Annotated in this window: 21 protein-coding genes and 2 tRNA genes; 14 read left to right on the top strand and 9 right to left on the bottom strand. The window is 69.6% G+C overall.

The genetic code is table 11. From position 1 onward, the window contains the following. The first annotated feature begins 5 nt into the window (after positions 1 to 5). Together EV193_RS04780 and EV193_RS04775 are read left to right on the top strand one after the other, a co-directional pair. On the top strand, positions 6 to 923 hold the full coding sequence (locus EV193_RS04780) for an SMP-30/gluconolactonase/LRE family protein (RefSeq protein ID WP_130342668.1): 918 nt from the start codon (positions 6 to 8) through the stop codon (positions 921 to 923). A 43-nt stretch (positions 924 to 966) separates the two neighbouring features. Beyond that, positions 967 to 1,335: a VOC family protein gene (locus EV193_RS04775; protein WP_130342667.1), complete on the top strand. Its 369-nt coding sequence runs from the start codon at positions 967 to 969 to the stop codon at positions 1,333 to 1,335. Positions 1,336 to 1,496: 161 nt separating this feature from the next. Here EV193_RS04775 and EV193_RS34380 read toward each other — a convergent pair whose 3' ends face one another. The 4 genes from EV193_RS34380 to EV193_RS04760 all read right to left on the bottom strand — a co-directional run bounded on the left by EV193_RS34380 (position 1,497) and on the right by EV193_RS04760 (position 4,269). After that, positions 1,497 to 2,000 (bottom strand): hypothetical protein, encoded by a 504-nt coding sequence (locus EV193_RS34380; protein ID WP_207222485.1) that lies wholly within the window; start codon positions 1,998 to 2,000, stop codon positions 1,497 to 1,499. A gap of 61 nt (positions 2,001 to 2,061) precedes the next feature. Next, entirely contained in the window at positions 2,062 to 2,217 is a 156-nt protein-coding gene (locus EV193_RS33130; protein WP_165401227.1) for a hypothetical protein, read from the bottom strand. Between the two features lie 14 nt (positions 2,218 to 2,231). Then, positions 2,232 to 3,005 carry a putative hydro-lyase gene (locus tag EV193_RS04765; protein WP_130342666.1) on the bottom strand — a complete coding sequence of 258 codons (774 nt, stop codon included), beginning with the start codon at positions 3,003 to 3,005 and terminating at the stop codon, positions 2,232 to 2,234. A gap of 13 nt (positions 3,006 to 3,018) precedes the next feature. Then, entirely contained in the window at positions 3,019 to 4,269 is a 1,251-nt protein-coding gene (locus EV193_RS04760; RefSeq protein WP_130342665.1) for an MFS transporter, read from the bottom strand. Between the two features lie 116 nt (positions 4,270 to 4,385). Here EV193_RS04760 and EV193_RS04755 point away from each other — a divergent pair, with 116 nt between their 5' ends. Then, positions 4,386 to 5,069, top strand: coding sequence for a GntR family transcriptional regulator (locus EV193_RS04755; protein WP_242613135.1), 684 nt, complete (start codon positions 4,386 to 4,388; stop codon positions 5,067 to 5,069). A gap of 69 nt (positions 5,070 to 5,138) precedes the next feature. Then, positions 5,139 to 5,891, top strand: coding sequence for a sulfite exporter TauE/SafE family protein (locus EV193_RS04750; RefSeq protein ID WP_130342663.1), 753 nt, complete (start codon positions 5,139 to 5,141; stop codon positions 5,889 to 5,891). A gap of 56 nt (positions 5,892 to 5,947) precedes the next feature. On the opposite strand, the gene EV193_RS04745 is transcribed toward EV193_RS04750, so the two are convergent. Beyond that, positions 5,948 to 7,018 (bottom strand): pyridoxal phosphate-dependent aminotransferase, encoded by a 1,071-nt coding sequence (locus tag EV193_RS04745; protein WP_130342662.1) that lies wholly within the window; start codon positions 7,016 to 7,018, stop codon positions 5,948 to 5,950. 167 nt (positions 7,019 to 7,185) lie between these two features. On the opposite strand from EV193_RS04745, the gene EV193_RS04740 reads away from it, so the two are divergent. From EV193_RS04740 to EV193_RS04710, 7 genes are all read left to right on the top strand, one after another. Next, entirely contained in the window at positions 7,186 to 7,881 is a 696-nt protein-coding gene (locus tag EV193_RS04740; RefSeq protein WP_130342661.1) for a dienelactone hydrolase family protein, read from the top strand. Positions 7,882 to 7,985: 104 nt separating this feature from the next. Next, positions 7,986 to 8,423 (top strand): hypothetical protein, encoded by a 438-nt coding sequence (locus EV193_RS04735; RefSeq protein ID WP_130342660.1) that lies wholly within the window; start codon positions 7,986 to 7,988, stop codon positions 8,421 to 8,423. After that, positions 8,420 to 9,658 (top strand): PPE domain-containing protein, encoded by a 1,239-nt coding sequence (locus tag EV193_RS04730; RefSeq protein ID WP_130342659.1) that lies wholly within the window; start codon positions 8,420 to 8,422, stop codon positions 9,656 to 9,658. The genes EV193_RS04735 and EV193_RS04730 overlap by 4 nt, the downstream gene beginning before the upstream one ends. Before the next feature lie 33 nt (positions 9,659 to 9,691). Further along, positions 9,692 to 10,465, top strand: a complete 774-nt coding sequence (locus EV193_RS04725; RefSeq protein ID WP_130342658.1) for an ESX secretion-associated protein EspG — start codon at positions 9,692 to 9,694, stop codon at positions 10,463 to 10,465. 58 nt (positions 10,466 to 10,523) lie between these two features. Further along, positions 10,524 to 10,991: a hypothetical protein gene (locus EV193_RS04720; RefSeq protein WP_130342657.1), complete on the top strand. Its 468-nt coding sequence runs from the start codon at positions 10,524 to 10,526 to the stop codon at positions 10,989 to 10,991. Further along, complete coding sequence (locus EV193_RS04715) at positions 10,988 to 12,112, top strand: WXG100 family type VII secretion target (RefSeq protein WP_130342656.1); 1,125 nt, start codon at positions 10,988 to 10,990, stop codon at positions 12,110 to 12,112. The genes EV193_RS04720 and EV193_RS04715 overlap by 4 nt, the downstream gene beginning before the upstream one ends. Continuing rightward, positions 12,105 to 12,878, top strand: coding sequence for an ESX secretion-associated protein EspG (locus EV193_RS04710; protein ID WP_165401226.1), 774 nt, complete (start codon positions 12,105 to 12,107; stop codon positions 12,876 to 12,878). Before EV193_RS04715 ends, EV193_RS04710 begins: the two co-directional genes overlap by 8 nt. 505 nt (positions 12,879 to 13,383) lie before the next feature. On the opposite strand, the gene EV193_RS04705 is transcribed toward EV193_RS04710, so the two are convergent. Next, entirely contained in the window at positions 13,384 to 14,043 is a 660-nt protein-coding gene (locus EV193_RS04705; protein WP_130342917.1) for a CoA transferase subunit B, read from the bottom strand. 2 nt (positions 14,044 to 14,045) lie between these two features. Beyond that, on the bottom strand, positions 14,046 to 14,813 hold the full coding sequence (locus tag EV193_RS04700) for a CoA transferase subunit A (protein ID WP_130342654.1): 768 nt from the start codon (positions 14,811 to 14,813) through the stop codon (positions 14,046 to 14,048). Between the two features lie 168 nt (positions 14,814 to 14,981). Here EV193_RS04700 and EV193_RS04695 point away from each other — a divergent pair. After that, positions 14,982 to 15,070, top strand: a tRNA-Ser gene (locus EV193_RS04695). A gap of 35 nt (positions 15,071 to 15,105) precedes the next feature. Then, positions 15,106 to 15,178 (top strand) — tRNA-Arg (locus EV193_RS04690). A 318-nt stretch (positions 15,179 to 15,496) separates the two neighbouring features. Here the strand turns inward: EV193_RS04690 and EV193_RS04685 are convergent. Both EV193_RS04685 and EV193_RS04680 read right to left on the bottom strand, forming a co-directional pair. Further along, a complete protein-coding gene (locus EV193_RS04685) occupies positions 15,497 to 16,738 on the bottom strand; it encodes an FAD-dependent monooxygenase (protein ID WP_130342653.1) in 1,242 nt (413 codons plus the stop codon). 149 nt (positions 16,739 to 16,887) lie between these two features. Continuing rightward, entirely contained in the window at positions 16,888 to 17,499 is a 612-nt protein-coding gene (locus EV193_RS04680) for a TetR/AcrR family transcriptional regulator (protein ID WP_130342652.1), read from the bottom strand. Positions 17,500 to 17,673: 174 nt separating this feature from the next. Between EV193_RS04680 and EV193_RS04675 the strand changes: the two genes are divergently transcribed. Then, a complete protein-coding gene (locus EV193_RS04675; RefSeq protein WP_165401225.1) occupies positions 17,674 to 19,401 on the top strand; it encodes an AfsR/SARP family transcriptional regulator in 1,728 nt (575 codons plus the stop codon). Positions 19,402 to 19,409 lie beyond the last annotated feature (8 nt).

The raw sequence follows: 19,409 nt of genomic DNA, 5'->3' as shown, positions 1-19,409 counted from the left end.
CGTTGATGTTCGCGATTGTGGCGGTGCTCGCGGCCGTTGGGTTGTCCCCGGCGCAGGCGGCGGCCACGCCGCTGCTGACCCAGCCGAGGTGCGCCGGGCCGGCGCCGTCGGTCGACGTGTTCAAGGCCGGTGGCCTGCCGTTGGCAGACTGGCGGGAGAACCTGGAGTTCGACGGGCGCGGCAGGCTGTGGGTGTCGCACATCAACAACAGCCAGGTCGAGGGGTACGACGCGAGCGGGCGGCTGGTGGCGACGATCCCGGTGCCGTCGCCGGGCGGGATTCGGCGCGGCGTCGACGGGCTGATGTACGTGAACTTCGGCATCGGGCCGGCCGACGCGCTCACCGGCAAGCCGTCCGGGCTGATGCGCTTCGACTCGACGCTGGACCGGCCGACCGCCTCGGTGTTCGCGACCCTGCCTGGCGGGATCAACGGCCTGGCCGTGGACGGTGCCGGCAACTTCTACTTCGGTCGGGAGTTCGCGCCGTCGGTGCTGAAGGTGCGGCAGGACGGGTCGATCGACCAGGCGTGGACCGACGCGGCCGGCGTGTTCGGCACGAACGGCGTGACCGTGCTCGGCTCGGAGTTGTACGCGACCGTGCTGGTGCACCCGTCCTCGCCGGTGGCGCGGGTGCCGCTTGCCGACCCTGGCGCGCACGCCACGGTGGCCGACCTGAGCCCGCTTCCCGTGCTGCCCAAGGGATTGGACGATTTGGAGGCGCGCGGCGACGCGCTCTACGTGACCGCGTTCGTCTCCGGTGAGCTGCTGCGGGTGGACCGTGCGACTGGGCGCACGTGCGTGCTCGTCTCGGGGCTGATCACGCCGACGAGCGTGCGGGTGCCGGTCGGATTCGGAGACGCGGACCCGGCGCGCGAGCTGTTCGTGACCGAGGCGTCCGGGCGGATCGTTCGCGTGCGCACGTAATTTCGCGCGCCATATGGTGGCATCATCTGGAATCGTCGGCGCCATGCCAGCGAAATTCAAGGACATGGTGCTCGACGCCAACGATCATCACGCGCTCGCCGACTGGTGGTGCCGCGCGACCGGATACGTGCGCAAGGACGAGGTGGAGCCGGAGGAGGACGGGTGGGTGCGGCCGCACGAGTGGCCGGTGCCGATCGTCGACGCCGACGGCGTGGGGCCGCTGTTCTGGGTGGTGCCGGTGCCGGAGCGCAAGACCGTGAAGGACCGGATTCACATCGATGTGTTCGGTGATCCGGAGGAGCTGATCGCGCTCGGCGCCACGCTCGTGCGCAAGCGCGACGACGAGATCGAATGGGACATCCTCGCCGATCCCGAGGGCAACGAGTTCTGCGTCTTCGCCCCACGCGACTGACACTCTCCTGCCGCCGGTTATCCACAGCCCCGGGTTATCCACAAGTTGATCACCAAACCCGTTGTGGCCCTTGACAATCGATAGGCTGGGCTCAAGGGCCGCCCCCGGGTTCGGGTGGGGGCCGCTCCGTGCGCGAGGCGAGATCGAGTTCGGTGCGGTGATCAGGTGGATTCGCAGCCGATGCCGTCGTGGTCGGCGTCGAAACCGTGCGGGTCGGGTGGCCGGACCTTGAATCGGCGCTGCGGGATGTCGGGGCAGTCCAGGTCGGGTGAGGCCGGCGAGATGCACATCGTCGGGTAGGACGGGTCGCAGTCGGCTGCCGGCGGGGGAGCCACTGGCTTGGTTACCGATCTGGGTGCGGGCGGCGCCGGTCGAGGCGCCGGGGGCTTCTTCGTGCTGGGTGGTGGCGCGGGGAGTTCGGGTACGGGCGGTGGGGCGGGCACAGTCGAAACCGTGATCGGGGCGGGTGTCGTGGTGACCACGAGTGGCTCGGCGGACGTCGTGGTCGCCGGTGGCGCGATCGAGTCCGGTGCCGCCGCCGGTGGAGTCTCCTCCTCGATGAGCGACCCGATGCCCGCCGCCGCGAGCACCACCGCTGCCACGACCCACCCGATGGTGCCTCGGCGCTTCGGTGTTGCCGCGCCGCCCGATCCTGCGCTCGTCATGCGACGTGTATCCGAGGAGCGACGATCGCGGTTACGGGGCGTGATTGGACTGTGATGTGGGTCAGCCCCAGAGGGTGAACGCCGACGCGGTGGCGGCCGAACCGAGCAGGAAGCCGGTCAGCGCGAGCACGCCGAACATCTTCGTCCTGGTGAGCAGGTAGGTGATCACCAGGCAGCCGACGAGGATCACCAACGCGGGGGAAGTGGTGGCTGGCATGGCTTTCTCCTTCGTCAGCCGAGCCGGTAGGTCGCCTCGGGCACGTCGGTGACGAACATGTGCCCCGGCGAGTGGGTGATCGCGAACGGAACGGCCGACCGCTCCAGCGCGGCCTGCGGGGTGACGCCGCACGCCCAGAACACCGGGACGTCGCCGGCCGTGAACTCCACTGGTTCGCCGTAGTCGGGCGAGCCCAGGTCGGTGATCCCGAGCGTCGCCGGCGATCCGACGTGCACCGGCGCGCCGTGCACGGCCGGCACCCGCGCGGTCACCTGAACCGCCGCGGCGACCAGGTCGGCCGGGATCGGCCGCATCGACACCACCAGCGGTCCGGCGAGCCGTCCCGCCGGCCGGCACGGGCGGTTGGTGCGGTACATCGGCACGTTGCGCCCTTGATCGAGGTGCCGCAGCGGCACCTTCGCCTCGCGCAGCGCTCCCTCGAACGTGAAGCTGCAGCCGATCAGGAACGCGACCAGGTCGTCTCGCCACACCGCACGCGCGTCGGTCGGCTCGTCGATCAGCTTTCCGTTGTGCCACAAGCGATAGCGCGGCAGGTCGGTACGCAGGTCGGCGTCCGGAGCCAGCTCGGTGACCGGCGAGCCGGCGTCGGTCACGTCCAGCACCGGGCACGGCTTCGGGTTGCGCTGCGTGAACAGCAGCATGTCGTAGGCCCAGTCCGCCGGCACCGCGACCAGGTTCGCCTGCGCGTAGCCGTCGGCGATACCCGACGTCGGTGTCACCGTGCCGGCGCGAAACGCTTGCCGCGCCTCCGAAGGGATCCCCAGCATGTTGACCCTCCACTTAGGACAGTTCGGTGTTCCTGGTCTCCGGCAGGCCGAACAGTGCGAAGAACGCCAGCGCGTAGGCGAGCGCGCCGAAGGCCATGGCGCCGCCGACGCCGTGCTGATCGGCGAGATACCCGATGATCGTGGGGAAGAACGCGCCGACACCGCGCCCGAAGTTGTAGGTGAACCCCTGCCCGGCGCCGCGCGCCCGGCTCGGGTACAGCTCCGACAGGTACGCGCCGAACCCGCTGAAGATCGCCGACGAGGTGAACCCGAGCGGGAACCCGAGGTACATGATCGAGTCACCGATACTGCTCGGCAGTTGCGTGTACAGCAGCACGAGCGCGGCGCTGAGCACGGCGAACAACCGGAAGGTGTTCTTGCGCCCCAACCGATCCGTGAAGTACCCGCCGCACAGGTAGCCGGCGAACGCGCCGGTGATCAGGAACAGGTAGTACGGCCCGGTATTGATCAGCGTCAGCCCGCGGTGGTCCTTCAGGAAAGTGGGCAGCCAGGTGGCCAGCGTGTAGTAGCCGCCCTGACAGCCGGTGGCCAGAATCGAGGCGAACACGGTGGTGCGCAACAAGTCTCGGCGGAAGATCGCGCGGAGCGAGCCGCGCGCGGACTCCTTCTGCCGGGTGTAGATCGGCGCGTCGGTGATGCCGCGCCGCAGGTAGATCACCAGCAGCGCGGGCAGCGCGCCGGTGAAGAAGAGCACCCGCCAGGCCATGTCGTCGTCGACGAGGCTGAACACCAGCGTGTAGGTGATCACCGCCAGGCCCCAGCCGACCGCCCAGGCGCTCTGGATCACCGCGACGGACCGCCCTCGATGCTTGGCCGAGGCGTACTCGGCCACCAGGATCGCGCCGGTCGCCCACTCGCCGCCGAAGCCGATCCCTTGCAGCGCACGGAAAACCAGCAGCGTCTCGTAGTTCGGGGCGAGGCCGCACAGCGCGGTGAACACCGCGTAGGCGATCACCGTGAGCATGAGCGTGCGAACCCGGCCAATGCGGTCGGCGAGCACACCGGCGAGCACGCCGCCGAACGCCGAGGCGACCAGGGTGGCCGTCGCCAGCAGCCCCGCCTCGCCCTTGGTCAGCCCGAAGGCGGACGTGATCGCCGCGAGGCCGAGCGGCAGTACCCAGTAGTCGTAGGAGTCGAGGCCGTAGCCCAGGAACGCGCCGACGAACGCACGCTTTCCCCTGGCCGGAAGCTCCCGAAACCACGCCAGCCTGCCGGTGACCTCGGGTTCGGACGGTGCGCTCATCGTGTCACCCCGTTCACGGATACTAATGTCGTACGAGTCAGTTTGAGGATTGTTCAACGATCTGACAATACTCAAAATGGGCGATAGTGTGAACGAGACCACAGTAGGAGGTGTGGGTGGCCGCGTCGAACGTCGTCGGACGGCTCGCCGATCTCGCGCGTGAACGCACCCGCCGGCAGCGCAGCAGCGCCCCGGAGTGGGCGGCCGGCGTGCTGCGGGACCGGATCATGCTCGGCGAGCTGCTGCCGGGAGACCAGCTCTCCGAGAAGGCGATCATGGAGGGTCTCGACGTCTCCAGGAACACGTTGCGCGAGGCGTTCCGGCTGCTGGCGCACGAGAAGTTGTTGGAGCACAAGCTGAATCGCGGCGTGTTCGTGCGCCTGCTGGACGTCCACGACGTGGTGGACGTGTTCAAGATCCGCCGTCTGATCGAGTGCCCGGCCATCCTCGAAGCGCGCGGCGACGGAATCGACCGGCTCGACGCCGAGGTCCGGATCGGCGAGGTCGCCGCCGAGCAGGGCCGCTGGCAGGACGTCGGCACCGCGAACATCAAGTTCCACAAGGCGATCGGCTCGCTTCTCGGCAGCCCGAGGGTGGACGAGCTGATGGGACAGGTGCTCGCCGAGCTGCGGCTGGTCTTCCACGGGATGGACGATCCGCGCAGCTTCTACGAGCCGTACCTGCCGCGCAATCGCGAGATCGTGGACCACCTTCGCGACGGTGACCGCCCTGGCGCGCACAACCTGCTCGAGGACTACCTCGCCGACGCGGAGGACCAGCTCGTCTCGGCGTACCGGTGAGTGTCTGACCGACCACAATCGGGTCGCTGTGGGACCTTCACCTGCCTACGCTCGGCCAATGGTGATCGTGTGACCGGGCTCGAAGCGGTCGCTGTGATGGTCGCCGGCGTGTTCGCCGGTGGGATCAACGCGGCCGTCGGCTCCGGAACGCTGATCAGCTTCCCGGTTCTGCTCGCCGTCGGCCTCCCGCCCGTGGTGGCCAACGTGTCCAACAGCCTCGGCCTGGTACCCGGCTCGGTGGCCGGCGCGATCGGCTACCGCAAGGAACTCGCGGGCCAGCGCCGGCGGCTGTGGCGGCTCGGTTTCTCCTCGGTCCTCGGCGGCGTGACCGGTGCGCTGCTGCTGCTCGTGCTGCCGCCGGAGGCGTTCGAGACGATCGTGCCGATCCTCATCGCGCTGGCCGTCGTCCTGGTGATCCTCCAGCCGTGGATCGCCAGGAAACTCCGTGCCAGACAAGGAGAAGCGCCACGGCGCGACGGACCCGCGCTGCTGATCAGCGCGGGTCTGTGTGGCGTGTACGGCGGCTACTTCGGCGCGTCGCAGGGGGTCCTGCTGGTCGCGATCATGGGCATCCTCATGGACGAGAACCTGCAGCGCGTCAACGCGGTGAAGAACGTCTACGTCGCGGTGGTGAACCTGGTCGCCGGCATCGTGTTCATCTTCGTCGCCGAGGTGGCCTGGATCGCCGTCCTCGCGCTGGCCGTCGGTGCCGCGATCGGCGGGCTCATCGGCGCGAAGATCGGCCGCAAGCTCCCGCCGCACGTGCTGCGCGGCGCGATCGTCGTGGTCGGCGTCGTCGCGATCCTGCAGTTGCTGCTTTAGAGGTGGCGCGGGTTGGGGCTGCCGCGCAGCAGGCATTCGCCCAACCCGCGTGATCTCTAGGTAGCCGCGAAGCCGGCCGCCGCGGCGAGGAACGCGTCGTTCTCCTCGGGCAGGCCGATCGTCACCCGCGCGCCGGCACCGCTGAACGCGCGCACCACGATCTTCTGCGCCAGACAGTGCTCGTTGAACGCGTCGGTCTCCTCACCCAGCGGCAGCCACACGAAGTTCGCCTGCGTCGGTGGCACCTCGTAGCCCTGATCCAGCAGCGTGTCGCGGACCCGCCCGCGCTCGGCCACGGTCTCGGCGCACCGCACAAGCAACTCGTCCTCCGCGTCCAGCGACGCCAGTGCGGCGACCTGCGCCAGCGCGTTCACCCCGAACGGCACGTACACCTTGCGCACCGCCTCGGTGACCGCCTCGCTCGCCACGCAGTAGCCCACCCGCAGCCCGGCGAGCCCGTAGGCCTTGGAGAACGTGCGCAGCACCGCCACGTTGTCCCGGCCGCGCGCCCAGTACTCCTTGGCCAGCTCGATCCCGTCCGGCACCTCCGGGTCGTCCACGAACTCCCGGTACGCCTCGTCGATCACCACGACCACGTCGTCCGGCACCGCGTCGATGAACCGCTCCAGCTCCGCGCGCCGCAGCGCCGTCCCGGTCGGGTTGTTCGGCGTGCACACGAACACCAGCCGGGTGGCCGGCGTGATCGCGGCCAGCATCGCGTCCAGGTCCAGGCCGTGCCCGGCGGTCAGCGGAACCCGGACCTGTGCCGCGCCGGCGACCTGCACCAAGATCGGGTACGCCTCGAAGGACCGCCAGCCGAACAGCACCTGGTCGCCGGCGCCGCTGGTGGCCTGCACGAGCTGCTGGCACACGGTCACCGAGCCGCAGCCGATCGCCAACCGTGACTCCGGCACGTCCAGCCGCCCGCTCAGCCGGGAGACCAGCTCGCCGGCGCCCGAGTCCGGGTAGCGGTTGATCCGCGAGGCCGCCTCCGCGATCGCCTTCACCACGCTGGGCAGCGGACCGGGCGACATCTCGTTGCTCGCCAGTTTGATCGCACCGGGAATGGTGCGCCCGGGCACATAGCCGGGCAGGTCGGCAAGATCAGCACGGGTCCGGACGGTCATCGGTGCGCTCCTCCACCACGTTGTCACGCGGGCAACATCGCCCGCGCACCCTGACGTTAGCCGGTTCCGGCGAACGGGTGACATGGCCGGACGTCGACGCATCTCGGGTGACAACGTCTCGTTTCTCACGTTGACTGGTGTTCACTCCGGCGTGATTGGCTTTACCCATGACCGAGACCCGCACCGAGACGTTCCAGCTCGACGACGGCCGCGCGCTGCGGCTGACCTTCGCCGAACCGGAACAGGTGGTTCGGGGCGGGCTGGTCGTCCTGCACGAGGCCCGCGGCATGACCGACACGGCGCGCATCCTGGTGAGCGCGCTGGCCGCCGAGGGGTGGCTGGCCGTCGCGCCGCACCTCTACCACGGCGTCTCCGGCGTCGACGAGGTCGAGCACCACGACGCGGCCGACCACGTGAGCAAGCTGTCCGCCGAATCCGTGCTCGCCGACGCCGACCTGGCGATCCGCTGGCTCGCCGCGCGGGACGTGCGGTCGGACCTCATGGGCGTGATCGGCTTCGACATCGGCGGCTCGGTGGCGCTCGCCGTCGCGGCCTGGCGGTCGGTCGGCGCCGCGGTCACCGTCGCCGGCCCCGGCATCGTGCACCCGCTGTCCGACGGGCTGCCCTCGCTGGTCGACATCGCGCCGGAACTGCGCTGCCCGTGGCTGGGCCTGTACGGCGACCGGGACGAGGCGATCGGTGTGGACGAGGTGGAGAAGCTGCGCGACGCGGCCGCCACCTCGGGCGTGGCCACCACGCTGCAGCGTTTCGCCGACGCCGACCACCGCTTCGACACCGATCCGGAGGCCGCGTCGGAGGCCTGGCAGCGCGCGCTCAACTGGTTCGACGCGCACCTTCGGTAGAGCCGTTTCGATCAGCGTCAAAAGACCCCGCGCGCCTGGAACCTCCCTGCCTACCTGGGCATCTACCCAGCGTCGATGCAGCGCGAAAGGCGAGGTGGGGACGTATGACGTTGGGAATCGGTGACCGGTTGCCGGCCGTTGGCACCGCGATGAACGACTCCAAGGCCGAGCTCGGCAGGTCGATCGAGATGATCAACAAGCTGAGCGAGCTGACGGCGTCCGGCAAGGTGGCGGTCGACCCGATCGGCGGCGGCTCGTTGCTGTCCGCGATCGGCGACGCGCGCACCAGGGTGGCCGAGTTGCGCCAGTCGGGCGACTCGATCGACCACAAGCCGCCGCTGGGCGCGGACCCGGTGAGCACCGCGATGGCCAAGAAGTTCCACGGCCGCGCGGGCAAGGACGATCTGTCCTTCCTCACCGTGCTCGGCAAGTACGAGGAGGCGCTCGAGGCGGTCGAGTCCAACGTCCGCGCCGCGATGCGCAACTACACCTCGACCGACGGCGGCAACGCCATCCGATTCCGTCCGGGGGTCCAGGCATGAGCGGCGACAAGGCGATCACCGACAGCCCGAACTGGCTCGGCTACTCGCACCCGGAACTGCACCGCATGATCAGCGCCGCGGAACCGTCCAGTGTGGACGCGGTCGGTGGCCGCTGGTCGACGTTGGGCGAGGACCTCACCGAGATCGCCAAGGACTTCGGCAAGGCCGTCGACGGTATCGGCAACGTCTGGCAGGGCGAGGCCGCCGACGCGGCGCACGCCACGATGAAACCGTTGTCGGTCTGGGGGACCAGCGCCGGACGGGCGGCCAACCTGATGAGTGAATGCGTTGCGCGCCAAGCGGAAGCGGTGTCGAACGCGAAGAACACGATGCCGCCGCCGGTCGCAGATCCGCGGCAGACGACCATTTGCGGGTTCACCGGATCCGGACCGTCCACAATGGAGGTCTCCACGACGGACCTGCGCCAGCAGGCCGTCGCGGCGCAGGAGGCGCACCGCAGGGCGGCGCAGGTGATGGAGATCTACGAGCAGACCTCCCGCTCGGTCGACGGTGCCACGCCCACGTTCACCATGCCGCCGGGCGTGCGCGGTCCCAACAACGCGGCGCCCGCGCTCAACAACCCCGCGCCGGTGGGGCAGCCCGGCAGCGGCGCGCCCACCACGTCGTCCGCCGCGGTCGGCGGTAACGGCGGCCAGGCCTCGCGACCTGGTGACACCGGCGGCTCGACCGGCACCCGGCCGTCGCCGGGCGGCCCGGGAAGCCCTGGAGTCCCGATCCCGGGGCGCGTGCCGCATACCGGCCACGGCTCCACGACCCCGTCCTTCGGTGGCCCGCCGTCGTCGTCGGACCTGCTGCCCGGCCGGTCGGTGCCCGGAGCGATCGACCCGCAGCGGCCCTCGAATCCAGGCGCGCCAGGCTATCCCGCGCCGTTCGGTCCACTTGGGACGGACTGGCGAGGCGGGTCCGGTAGCGGCAATGGATCCGGCAACGGCAGCGGATCCGGTCGCGCCGGCAACGCGGGCGCCCGGCTGGGCATGGCCGGTGGCGAGCCGCACGCCGGCACGCGGGCCGCGGGCATGGCACCCGGGTTCGCCGGTGGCGGCGCGGGCCGCAACGGCATGCACGCGCCGATGATGCCGATGGGTCGCGGCGGCCGTCAGGGCGAGGACGAGGAGCACTCCAGCCCGGACTTCCTGATGGAGGCCGACGACCTGTTCGGCCCAGGCGGTCTGGTCGCCCCGCCGGTGATCGGCGAGAACCTCCCGCCGCAGTAGGGCATTCTGACCGTGACCAGAGGAGGAGCTGTCATGGCGGTACGCGCCGGGGTGAGCCTGTCGCCGCTCGAACTCGACTTCGTGTGGGAGCACCTCGGCCTCGGCGAGGCGCCGTACCCGCTGGAGATCGTCTCGCACGGCCACACCATGGGGGAGCGCGCCGAGCTGCGCGACCAGGTGCTCACCGGGCTTGTCGGGCGTCGCCTGTACGACGGGCGCGACCTCGATCCGGACCTCGAAGAGCTGCTGATCCTGTTGGTGCGCAACAGTTTCACCATCGACGCGCAGCTCGCGCTCGGCGGCCACGTGCGCGCGCTGGCCGCGTCGAGGGACGACTCCGGCGTGCTCGCCGTGCTCACCGGCGAGGGGCTGCGGCTCGACCCGATCCGGGGCAGCGGCATCGTGCACGCCGTGGTCGCCCTGCTGCCGGATCTCAAACCGGGGCCGGGTGTGCCGGTGTCGCTGCCGAAGTCGGTGTTCTCGCGCGCCGTGGACGCCTTCGAGCGCAACGGGTACGTCGAGTTCGAGGCGGAGCTGAACGCCGGCGGCGTGACCGGGCGGGACATGCGCACGATCACCACGCTGGTCGAGTCGCGGCGGCACGGCGGCGGGCAGTTCGCCGTGAACACCGTGGACCAGATGGGCCGGCGTACCCGGTCGGAGGTGCTCAACTGGTTCGACACCGACAACGGGCGCTACATGATCCAGTCCAGCCGCAGTGCCGGCCAGGAGCCGTGGCTGACCTTCTCCCCGTCCGACGCCGAGCGGCTGGCGTCCCGGCTGCACTCGATGCTCGGATCGGTGTGAACCGAACGCGCCTACGCTGCGTCGTAGGAGCACACGCGTGAGTAGCGAGGGGGCGGACATGCCTGACGGAGACGGACAGTGGAGCAAGCCGACGACGGCCGCGTTCACGCCTGGTGCCGCCGCGGGGCTGGCGCCGGTCGCCGGTGGTGTGGCGGACGCGAAGCAGAGCGCGGTACTCGGCGACCTGCACCTCGACCCGGTCGCGGCGGACACGCTGCTCAAGGCGCTCGCCAAGATCAAGGTGCGGGCCAAGCAACTCCTGCGCGACTCCGGTGACCTGGACGCGCCGCTGCGGTTCGGCGACAGCTGGGTGGCCGACATCATGGCCAAGCGACTGCGTCAGGTCGCGGTCGGCAACGGCTCGGTCGCCGCGGTGCTGACCGAGTTCGAGCGGATCGTCGAGGACATGGAGCTCACCGTGCGGGCCGCCGCCGGCGACTACATCGCGCGTGACCAGGCGGCCAAGGAGCGGCTGGAGAAGGCCGCGAACCGGATCGGTGTCGAGGTCATCGGGGGGCCGGCATGAGCGGCGAGAACTCGATCCTGCCCGGGGGATGCCTGCCGAAGCTGCCGCGGTGCTGGCCGCCGCTGCCGCCGGCCGACCCGGATTCGCTCAACGACAAGGTCAACTGGATGACCTACTCGCACGACGAGATGTACGGGATGGTCAACAGCGGGGTCGACCTCGCCGGCGCGAACTCGGTCGCCGCGGAGTGGGCCAGGCTGGGCACGGAACTCGAGGAGATTGGCGACGACCTGACCGACGTGCTGCGCACCCTGCACCACGCGTGGTCCGGGCAGGCGGCCGACCGCGCGCGGGAGCACTTCTTCGCGTTGGCCGATTGGTGCGGCAGGACCGGGGAGAGCGCCAAGGACGTGGCCAACTGCGTCACCGTCGAGGCGGACAACGCGCAGGACGCGCGCAACTCGATGCCTAAGCCGATCCGCGATTCTCCTTTCCCGCCAACGATTCCGCCGCAGACCGCGACGACGGAGGCCGCGTCCGGCGGTACCAGTCCGTCCAGCGCGATGGTGAACGGCGGCATCGCCACCGGTGACATGCTGATCGTCGACCCTGGCCCGCAGAGCCGCGAGCAGCGTGAGGCGCACAAGCAGGCCGCCGAGGTGATGCAGCGCTTCCAGAGCAACTCGCGCGAGGTGTACGGCACGGTTCCGCAGTTTCACAAGCCCGGCCTGATCGACCGGTACGGGCCACAGCCGCAGCCGCCCGAGCAGCCGAAACCGACGCCACCGCCGAACCCCGGTCCGGTCCCGCCGCCGCTTCCCGGCCCGGGACCCACGCGTGGTCCGTCCGGCGGAGGCTCGCCGGTGCCCGGCGGTTCGCCCGCGCCCGGACAGCCCGGCCGCCCCGCGCCCGGTGGAGTGCCGTCGGGCCCGCACGTCGGCGCGGCCGCGCCGGAGCCGGAAGCGGCTCGTCCCGCCGCGGCCGCCGCCGGACAGCCCGGTCGTCCCGGTGGAGCGGGACAGCAGGGCATGGGCGGCATGCCGATGGGCGGCGCGAGTGGTGGTCGCGGTGGTGACGACATCGAGCACAAGTCGGCCTACGTCGCGGAGGACGCGGACCTGTTCGGCCCGCCACCTCCGGTGGCGCCCCCGGTGATCGGCGAGGATCACAAGCGTGCGTGATCCCGACTCGGGTTGGATCCAGTTGGACGCCGTCGAGCTGTCCGCGTTGTGGTCCACAGTGGACGGTGACTCGCCGCTGGTGCTCGACCTGCCGCACGTCGGCCGGACCGAACGCGATCGCGAGGAGCTGGCCGGCTGGGTGTCCTGGCGGCTGCGCGAGCGCGATCTCGGCACGCTCGACCAGCCGGCCCGTGATCTGGCCGGGTTCCTGCGCACGCTGTCGGAGTTCGACGTGTCGCTGGACCTGCGTGTCGACGGGACCGGCGAACCGCTGGCCGCGATCGCCGCGGACGGGCGGCGCGGTGCGGCCGCGGCGGCCCGGGTCGGCGACGAGATCAGGATCGGACCGGTGACACCCGGCCGGCTCGTCGCCCAGCTACTCGACTCGCTGGCCCCGTTGCCGGCCGGGCCGGGACGTCCGGCCAACGTGAGCGCCGCCGACTTCGCCGAGGCGTGCCAGGAAGGCGGGCGCGACGGCGTGTCCGGTTTCCGGCAGGTGCTCGCGGACGCGGGGCTGCGGCAGCCGGAGATCGCCACGCTCGGCACGGCGCTGGCCGGCCGCACGGCGGTCGGCAAGCTCGGCGCGAACAACCGCGGCGGGCGGGACGGCACGGTCGCCAGACTCCCCGGGATGATCACCTGGGTGGACACCCCGGAAGGCCGCTACACCTTGCGGCGCAACGCTTCCTGGATCACCGTGACGCCCGTGGACCTGCCCCGCCTCACCGCGATGGCCGAGGAATTGCTGGCCGACGCGCGCTCGTAACCGCCGCAGGATTCCTTCAAGGTTGCCGGTGCACGGTGGATCGGGAGGGATCACTGGAGGGGTCGAAGATCTTCGGCATGATGGTCGGCCTGCTTCGGTTCACCGGCACCAGCGTCCGGTTCGGCCCGCTGGACAAGTGGAGGTATTGGCGCTTCACCCGGCGCTCGAGCAAGGAGTGGGACGCGGGCAAGCGCGTGACGACTGCCGTCGTCGGTGGCGTCGAGGGATCGCTTGCCGAGCCGTTCGAGATCGTGCTGGGCAGGCAGCCGTCACGCGGCAAGCAAGTGCGACCGGTGGGCACCACCCTGGTTCTCGGAGTCGAGGCCCAGGAGCGGCTCACCCTCGCGGGGCCGGAGCACCCGTGGCCCAGGACGCTGCCGGGCACCCGCGAGTTCGACCCGCTCGAACGGGGCATCCCGATCGACTACACGCGGGTCGAACCCGATGTGGTGGTGGAGATCCGGGTCCGGCCGGACGACCGGACCCGCGATCGACCGTCCGGTGTCTACGCTGTCGTCACCGCGCCCAGGTCCGACGCCACGATCAGCTCCGGCTCGGTCCGCTCGCGCACCTCGTCGACGGTGATGCCGGGCGCCAGCTCGGTGAGCACCAGCCCGTCGGCCGTGACGTCGATCACCGCGAGATCGGTGATGATCCGGTGCACCACGCGCAGGCCGGTGTACGGCAGCGAGCACTCGTTGACGATCTTGTACGAGCCGTCCTTGGCGGTGTGCTCCATGAGTACGACGACCTTCTTGGCGCCGTGCACCAGGTCCATCGCGCCGCCCATGCCCTTGACCATCTTGCCGGGGATCATCCAGTTGGCGATGTCGCCGTCCCTGGAGACCTGCATGGCGCCGAGGATCGCCGCGTCCACCTTGCCGCCGCGGATCATGCCGAACGAGGTGGCCGAGTCGAAGAAGGACGCGCCCTTGCGCAGGGTCACGGTCTCCTTGCCGGCGTTGATCAGGTCCGGGTCGACGTCCTCGTCGTACGGGTAGGCGCCGACGCCGAGGATGCCGTTCTCGGACTGCAGGACGATCTCCACGTCGTCCGGCACGTAGTTCGGGACCAGGGTGGGCAGGCCGATGCCCAGGTTCACGTAGGAGCCGTCGGAGAGTTCGGCGGCGGCGCGGGCGGCCATCTGCTCGCGGGTGAGTGCCATGGTCACGCCTCCTGCTTCTGCCGGACGGTGCGGCGTTCGATGCGCTTCTCGTCGGCCTGGTCCGGGGTCAGCGGGACCACGCGCTGCACGAAGATGCCCGGGAGGTGGATGTTGTCCGCGTCCAGCTCGCCCGGATCGACCAGCTCCTCCACCTCGGCGATCGTGATCTTGCCGGCCATGGCGCACAGCGGGTTGAAGTTGCGCGCGGACTCGTGGAAGACCAGGTTGCCGTGCCGGTCGCCCTTCCAGGCGCGGACCAGGCCGAAGTCGCACACGATGGCCTTCTCCAGCACGTAGTCCAGCCCGTCGAAGTCGCGGACCTCTTTCTTGGGAGAGGCGACCGTGACATTGCCCGCGTCGTCGTAGCGCCACGGCAGGCCGCCGTCGGCCACCTGCGTGCCGACGCCCGTGCGGGTGTAGAACGCCGGGATGCCGGAGCCGCCGGCGCGCAGCCGTTCGGCCAGCGTGCCCTGCGGGGTCAGCTCGACCTCCAGCTCGCCGGAGAGGTACTGGCGCGCGAACTCCTTGTTCTCGCCGACGTAGGAGCTGGTCATCCGGACGATGCGCTTCTCGCGGAGGAGCAGGCCCAGGCCCCAGTCGTCGACTCCGCAGTTGTTCGAGGTGACGTCGAGCCCGGTCACCCCCTTGTCGAGCAGCGCCTTGATCAACACGCTCGGGATGCCGCACAGGCCGAACCCGCCGACACTGAGCGACACGTTGTCCGGGATGTCGGCGACCGCGTCGGCCGCGCTGTGGACGACTTTGTCCATCTGTGGCCCTTCCTAGCTGGGTTGTGACCGGGTCCGAGCCTAGCGGGCCGGACGTGTCACAGGCGTGGTCGTGAGCGCCATATCGAGGGCGCGGGCTGTGTAGGGAGGGGTGTTTTGCCTGTCGGTTCGGGGGCTGTGTAGGCTGCTTGCCAGCGGCCTGGGGCCCCGGGAGGCTTCGCCTAGTCTGGTCTATGGCGCCGCACTGCTAATGCGGTTTGGGTTTACGCCCATCCCGGGTTCAAATCCCGGAGCCTCCGCGCAACGCTCGGCTCGCCGGGCGACAACTGAACAGGCGCCCGTAGCTCAACGGATAGAGCATCTGACTACGGATCAGAAGGTTAGGGGTTCGAATCCCTTCGGGCGCGCGGGCTCGGGTGACGTGTGTCTGCGGAATGCGCAGACCGGGTCGCCCGCCATTATTTCCGGGGGGCCGAGCCCCCCGGACCCCCACGTTCCTACCGGGTTACCTTCCAGCGTGGTTTTGGCGATCGTCCGAGATCGGTATGGCCTGCTACTTCGCGGGCCGCGCAACCGCCAACAACGACCCGCGCCACCTGCTCACCGCGATCGAGACCGCCTTCGACCGGCTCGGCTGAAGCCGGAACCCGGCGCGGCGCACGCGTTCGAGCAGTGAGAAGCGGACTTGATGAAGTCGACGGTGCCCCGATTTCCGGTCTTCCTGGCTAGTCTGGGACGTGGTCCCGGCGCCCGCTGTGGGGTTGTGGACGGAGTCCTGCGCCGTAGTCGGGGAGTGTGATGGCCCTGGCCGCCTGGTCCACTTCCTTGGTCGCGGCGCGGAGGACGAGTCGCCGCCAGGGCAGGTAGGGCAGCATCCGCAGGCCCTGGTTGCGAAACCAGATCTGGCGTCGGGTGGGGAGGACGAAGCCGTTGCCGGAGCTTTCGGCGATGTGCTGGTTGTCCTGGACGAATTGGCGCATGCCGGTCGCATAGCGATCGAACGCCTGCTGGTGGTCGGAAGCCCGAGCCATTTCGCCCGCCAGAATGTAGGCACCGACCAGGGCGAGGCTCGTGCCTTGTCCGGACAGGGGTGACGGGCAGTATGCCGCGTCGCCGACCAGGGCGACGCGGCCGCTGGACCAGGTCGGCATGCGGATCTGACTGATCGAGTCGAAGAAGAAGTCCGGCGCGTCACGCATGGCCGACAGCAACCGTGGCGCTTCCCATCCCACACCACGGTAGGTATCCAGCAGCAGCCGCTGCTGCTGGGCGATGTCGCGGTGGTCGTATTTCAGAGGTGGCGAGGAGAAGAAGAACGCCGCCTTGACGTCCTCGCTGTCCTGGGTGCCGTACACGTTGACGACCTTGCCGGGCACCGCGTGCAGCAACTCCCAGCGATCGAGGCCGAGGTGGTTGGGCGCGGTGAACACCGCGCAGTGATAGCCCAGGTACCGAAGAAACTCGTCTTCGGCTCCGAAGGCCAGCGCCCGCACCGCGGAGTGCAGCCCGTCTGCGCCGACCACAAGGTCGAACGTGCGAGCCCGGCCGCTGGCGAAGGTCACCTCCACGGCGTCGCCGTGTTGCCGGATCGCCGAGACCGACTCGCCGAAGAGGTAATCGACCTGGGTGCTCTCGTGAAGCAGCCGCACCAACTCTCCACGCATGATCTCGACATCCACGGTGTCGTCACGGCCACCGAACACGTCGGCGGGCAGGCTCGCCACCCGGGTGCCTTCACCGTTGACATAGGACGCACCACGGATGCCGGTGCTGTGTTTCCGTATTTGGTCCGTCAGTTCCATGCGGTCGATGACTTCCATCGCCGCACCACGGATATCGAGTTTGTAGCCGCCTTCGCGTATCGCGGGCGCACGTTCCACAACAGTGGGCTGGAACCCATGGCGACCGAGCCAGTAGGCCAGGGCGTGGCCGGCCACACCCGCGCCAACGATGAGAATCCGCACCATTACTCGTTCCTCAAAATTCCTGGTTGCTCAGGGTCGACTGACGTCAGCGCGAGGGCCATCGGGATCTCATCCGAGATCGAGGGCGACGTTAATCGGTCTGTGTGGCACCGGCGTGGCAATCCTGTGGCGCCGCGGAATGAGCGCGCCGTTCAACTGACATCCCCATTCGGGGGCTCGGTCGTCGGTATGGCGCTCGGTGTTTCGGCGAGAGCTGTCAGGGCACGGCGCAGGGTGTGCGCGTCCGGTGTGGTTTCCGGGTCGGTGAGCCACATGAACATGATTCCGTTGAGCAGTGCGTAGGAGAGGGCGGAGACGGCGTGGGCGTCCTGGTCGTCGAGGTGGTGGGTATCGCGGAACAGTTCCGCGATGGTGTCGATTGATCGCCGCTGGCCGTCGGCCAGGGACTCGCGCACGGCCGGTACGTGTTCCAGTTGTGCGAGCCGTTCCATGCTCGCGACGAGCAGCGGGCGATGTTTCGGGAACGATTCGATGAGTTGCCGCCACATCGTTTCGAAGCGCTGGATGGCGGTGTCGCGGCGGTCGGTGCGCTTGATCGCATCGGTGATCTCCTCGCCGATCTCCGCGCCGACGATCTCGGTCAACGCGGCGTGGAGCAGCGCTTCCTTGCTGCCGAAGTGGTAGCCGATCGCGGCCAGGCTGACACCGGAGGTCGTCGCGATGTCGCGTGCGGTGGTACGCGCGTACCCGTTTTCCAGTAGGCAGCGCTTCGCGCCCGCGAGCAGGTCCTCCCGGTTTCCCATGGGCGCAGCGTAGCAAGCGACTTAGACATATGTCTTGCACATATGTCTAAGTCATGCGTAGCCTGTCCTTAGTGGCGGCGCGATCAGGGCGAGGCCCGCGCCGGCTCCGGGTGACGATCACAGGTCGGGGGATCAGTGACACCAGTCGAGATCCGTCTATTGGGCAGGTTCGAAGTGGAGCGCGAAGGCCGGCCGGTCGATGTTCCGTCGGGTCGGCAGCGATCGCTGCTCGCGATTCTCGCGCTCAGCCCGAACCTGACCGCTACGACGGACACGGTCATCAGGCGCCTGTGGGGGGCCGACGCCCCGCCGGGGGCGCCGACCACGGTCCGCGGCTACGTCAAGCGGCTACGGCGCTTGCTCGACGTTGACCACGCCCCATCGGTGATCAGGACGGTGGCCAGGGGCTATCAGCTCGATCTCGCCCCGGACGATGTCGACGTCGTGCGGTTCACCGAGTTGGTGCGTGATGCGCAGACTTCTGACCGGCCTGGTGGCGAGTCGGAGTTGCTTCGCCAGGCCTTGTCCCTGTGGCGTGGACCGGCACTGTCTGATGTGGACTGTGACGCGCTGCACCGCGAGGCTCTTCCGGCACTTCGCGAACAGTATCTCCGTTCATACGGACGGTTTCTCGAGCTGGAGTTGCCTCGCCGCCCGGAAGACGTGATCACCGAGTTGCGTGGGCTGGTCACCGAATATCCGCTCCGCGAGGGCCTGTGGACGCAACTCATCTCGGCCCTTCACCGTTGCGGGCGCCAGGCCGAGGCTCTCGCCACGTATGCGGACTGCCGCGAGGTGCTGGCCGACGAACTCGGAGCCGAGCCTGGCGCGACCCTTCGCGCGCTGCATCAGCGGGTCCTCAACGGCGACACCGCGACCGATTTGATCGTTCCGGCTCCCCGGCAGCCCGATTACCGGACACCACACCAGCTCCCGCCCGTGCCGCAGTCCTTCGCCGGTCGCGCCGCGGAAGCCGGTGTTCTCGACCGGATGCTGGATCACGGCCGAGGTGACACACCCATCGCGGTTGTGGACGGGCCCGCCGGCGTCGGCAAGACGGCGCTCGCCGTGCACTGGGCCCATCGCAACCGCCACCGATTTCCCGGTGGGGAGATCTACATCGATCTGCAGGGGTACAGCGGTGGTCAACCGCTGGCGCCGACTGTCGCGTTGCGGCGATTGCTGAACGGCCTGGGTGAGACCACGCCGCCGACCGCCGACCTCGCGACGCTCGCTGCCGCGTTCCGCAGTGTCACGACCCACCGCGGTGCGCTGATCATTCTGGACAACGCCAAGACCTCCGACCAGGTGCGGCAGCTTCTGCCCGGGGCCGGCAACGCTGTGCTGACCACCAGCCGCAGCCAGCTGCGTGGGCTCGTCGCCCGGGACGGGGCCAGCCGGCTGCGACTCGGACAACTCGACCGCGCGGACTCGGCGGAGCTGCTGACCCGCATCGTCGGCGAACACCGGTGCGGTACCGAAAAGAACGCGGTCGACGAGCTCGTCGAGCATTGTGGTGGGCTGCCGCTGGCCCTTCGTCTTCTCGGCGAATACCTCACGCGGCACCCGGACCTGCCGCTGCAGCGGATCGCCGCGTTGCTCGGGAACCCGGTGAACCGGGCGGGCGTGCTGCGTAGTCACGAGGAGAGCACGGACCTGGCGACGGTGTTCTCCTGGTCGATCCAAGCTCTGCCGGGCGAGGCGCGACGACTGCTGCGGCTGCTGGCGGCCTCGGACGTGTCGGAAATCGAGTCCGAGGCGGCGATGCATCTGGCCGGCATGCGCCACGACGACGTGCTCCGATGGCTGGACACCCTGGTCGAGGCGAACATCGTCCAACAGCCCGCACCCGATGTGTACACACTCGACGCACTCACCCGCACCCTGACGCGAATGCGCTGAATTAGCCG

Origin of the sequence: Herbihabitans rhizosphaerae (assembly GCF_004216555.1) — a bacterium.
Lineage (GTDB): Bacteria > Actinomycetota > Actinomycetes > Mycobacteriales > Pseudonocardiaceae > Herbihabitans > Herbihabitans rhizosphaerae.
Note: the sequence above shows the minus strand (reverse complement) of the source record. Positions and strands in the feature narration are given on the sequence as shown.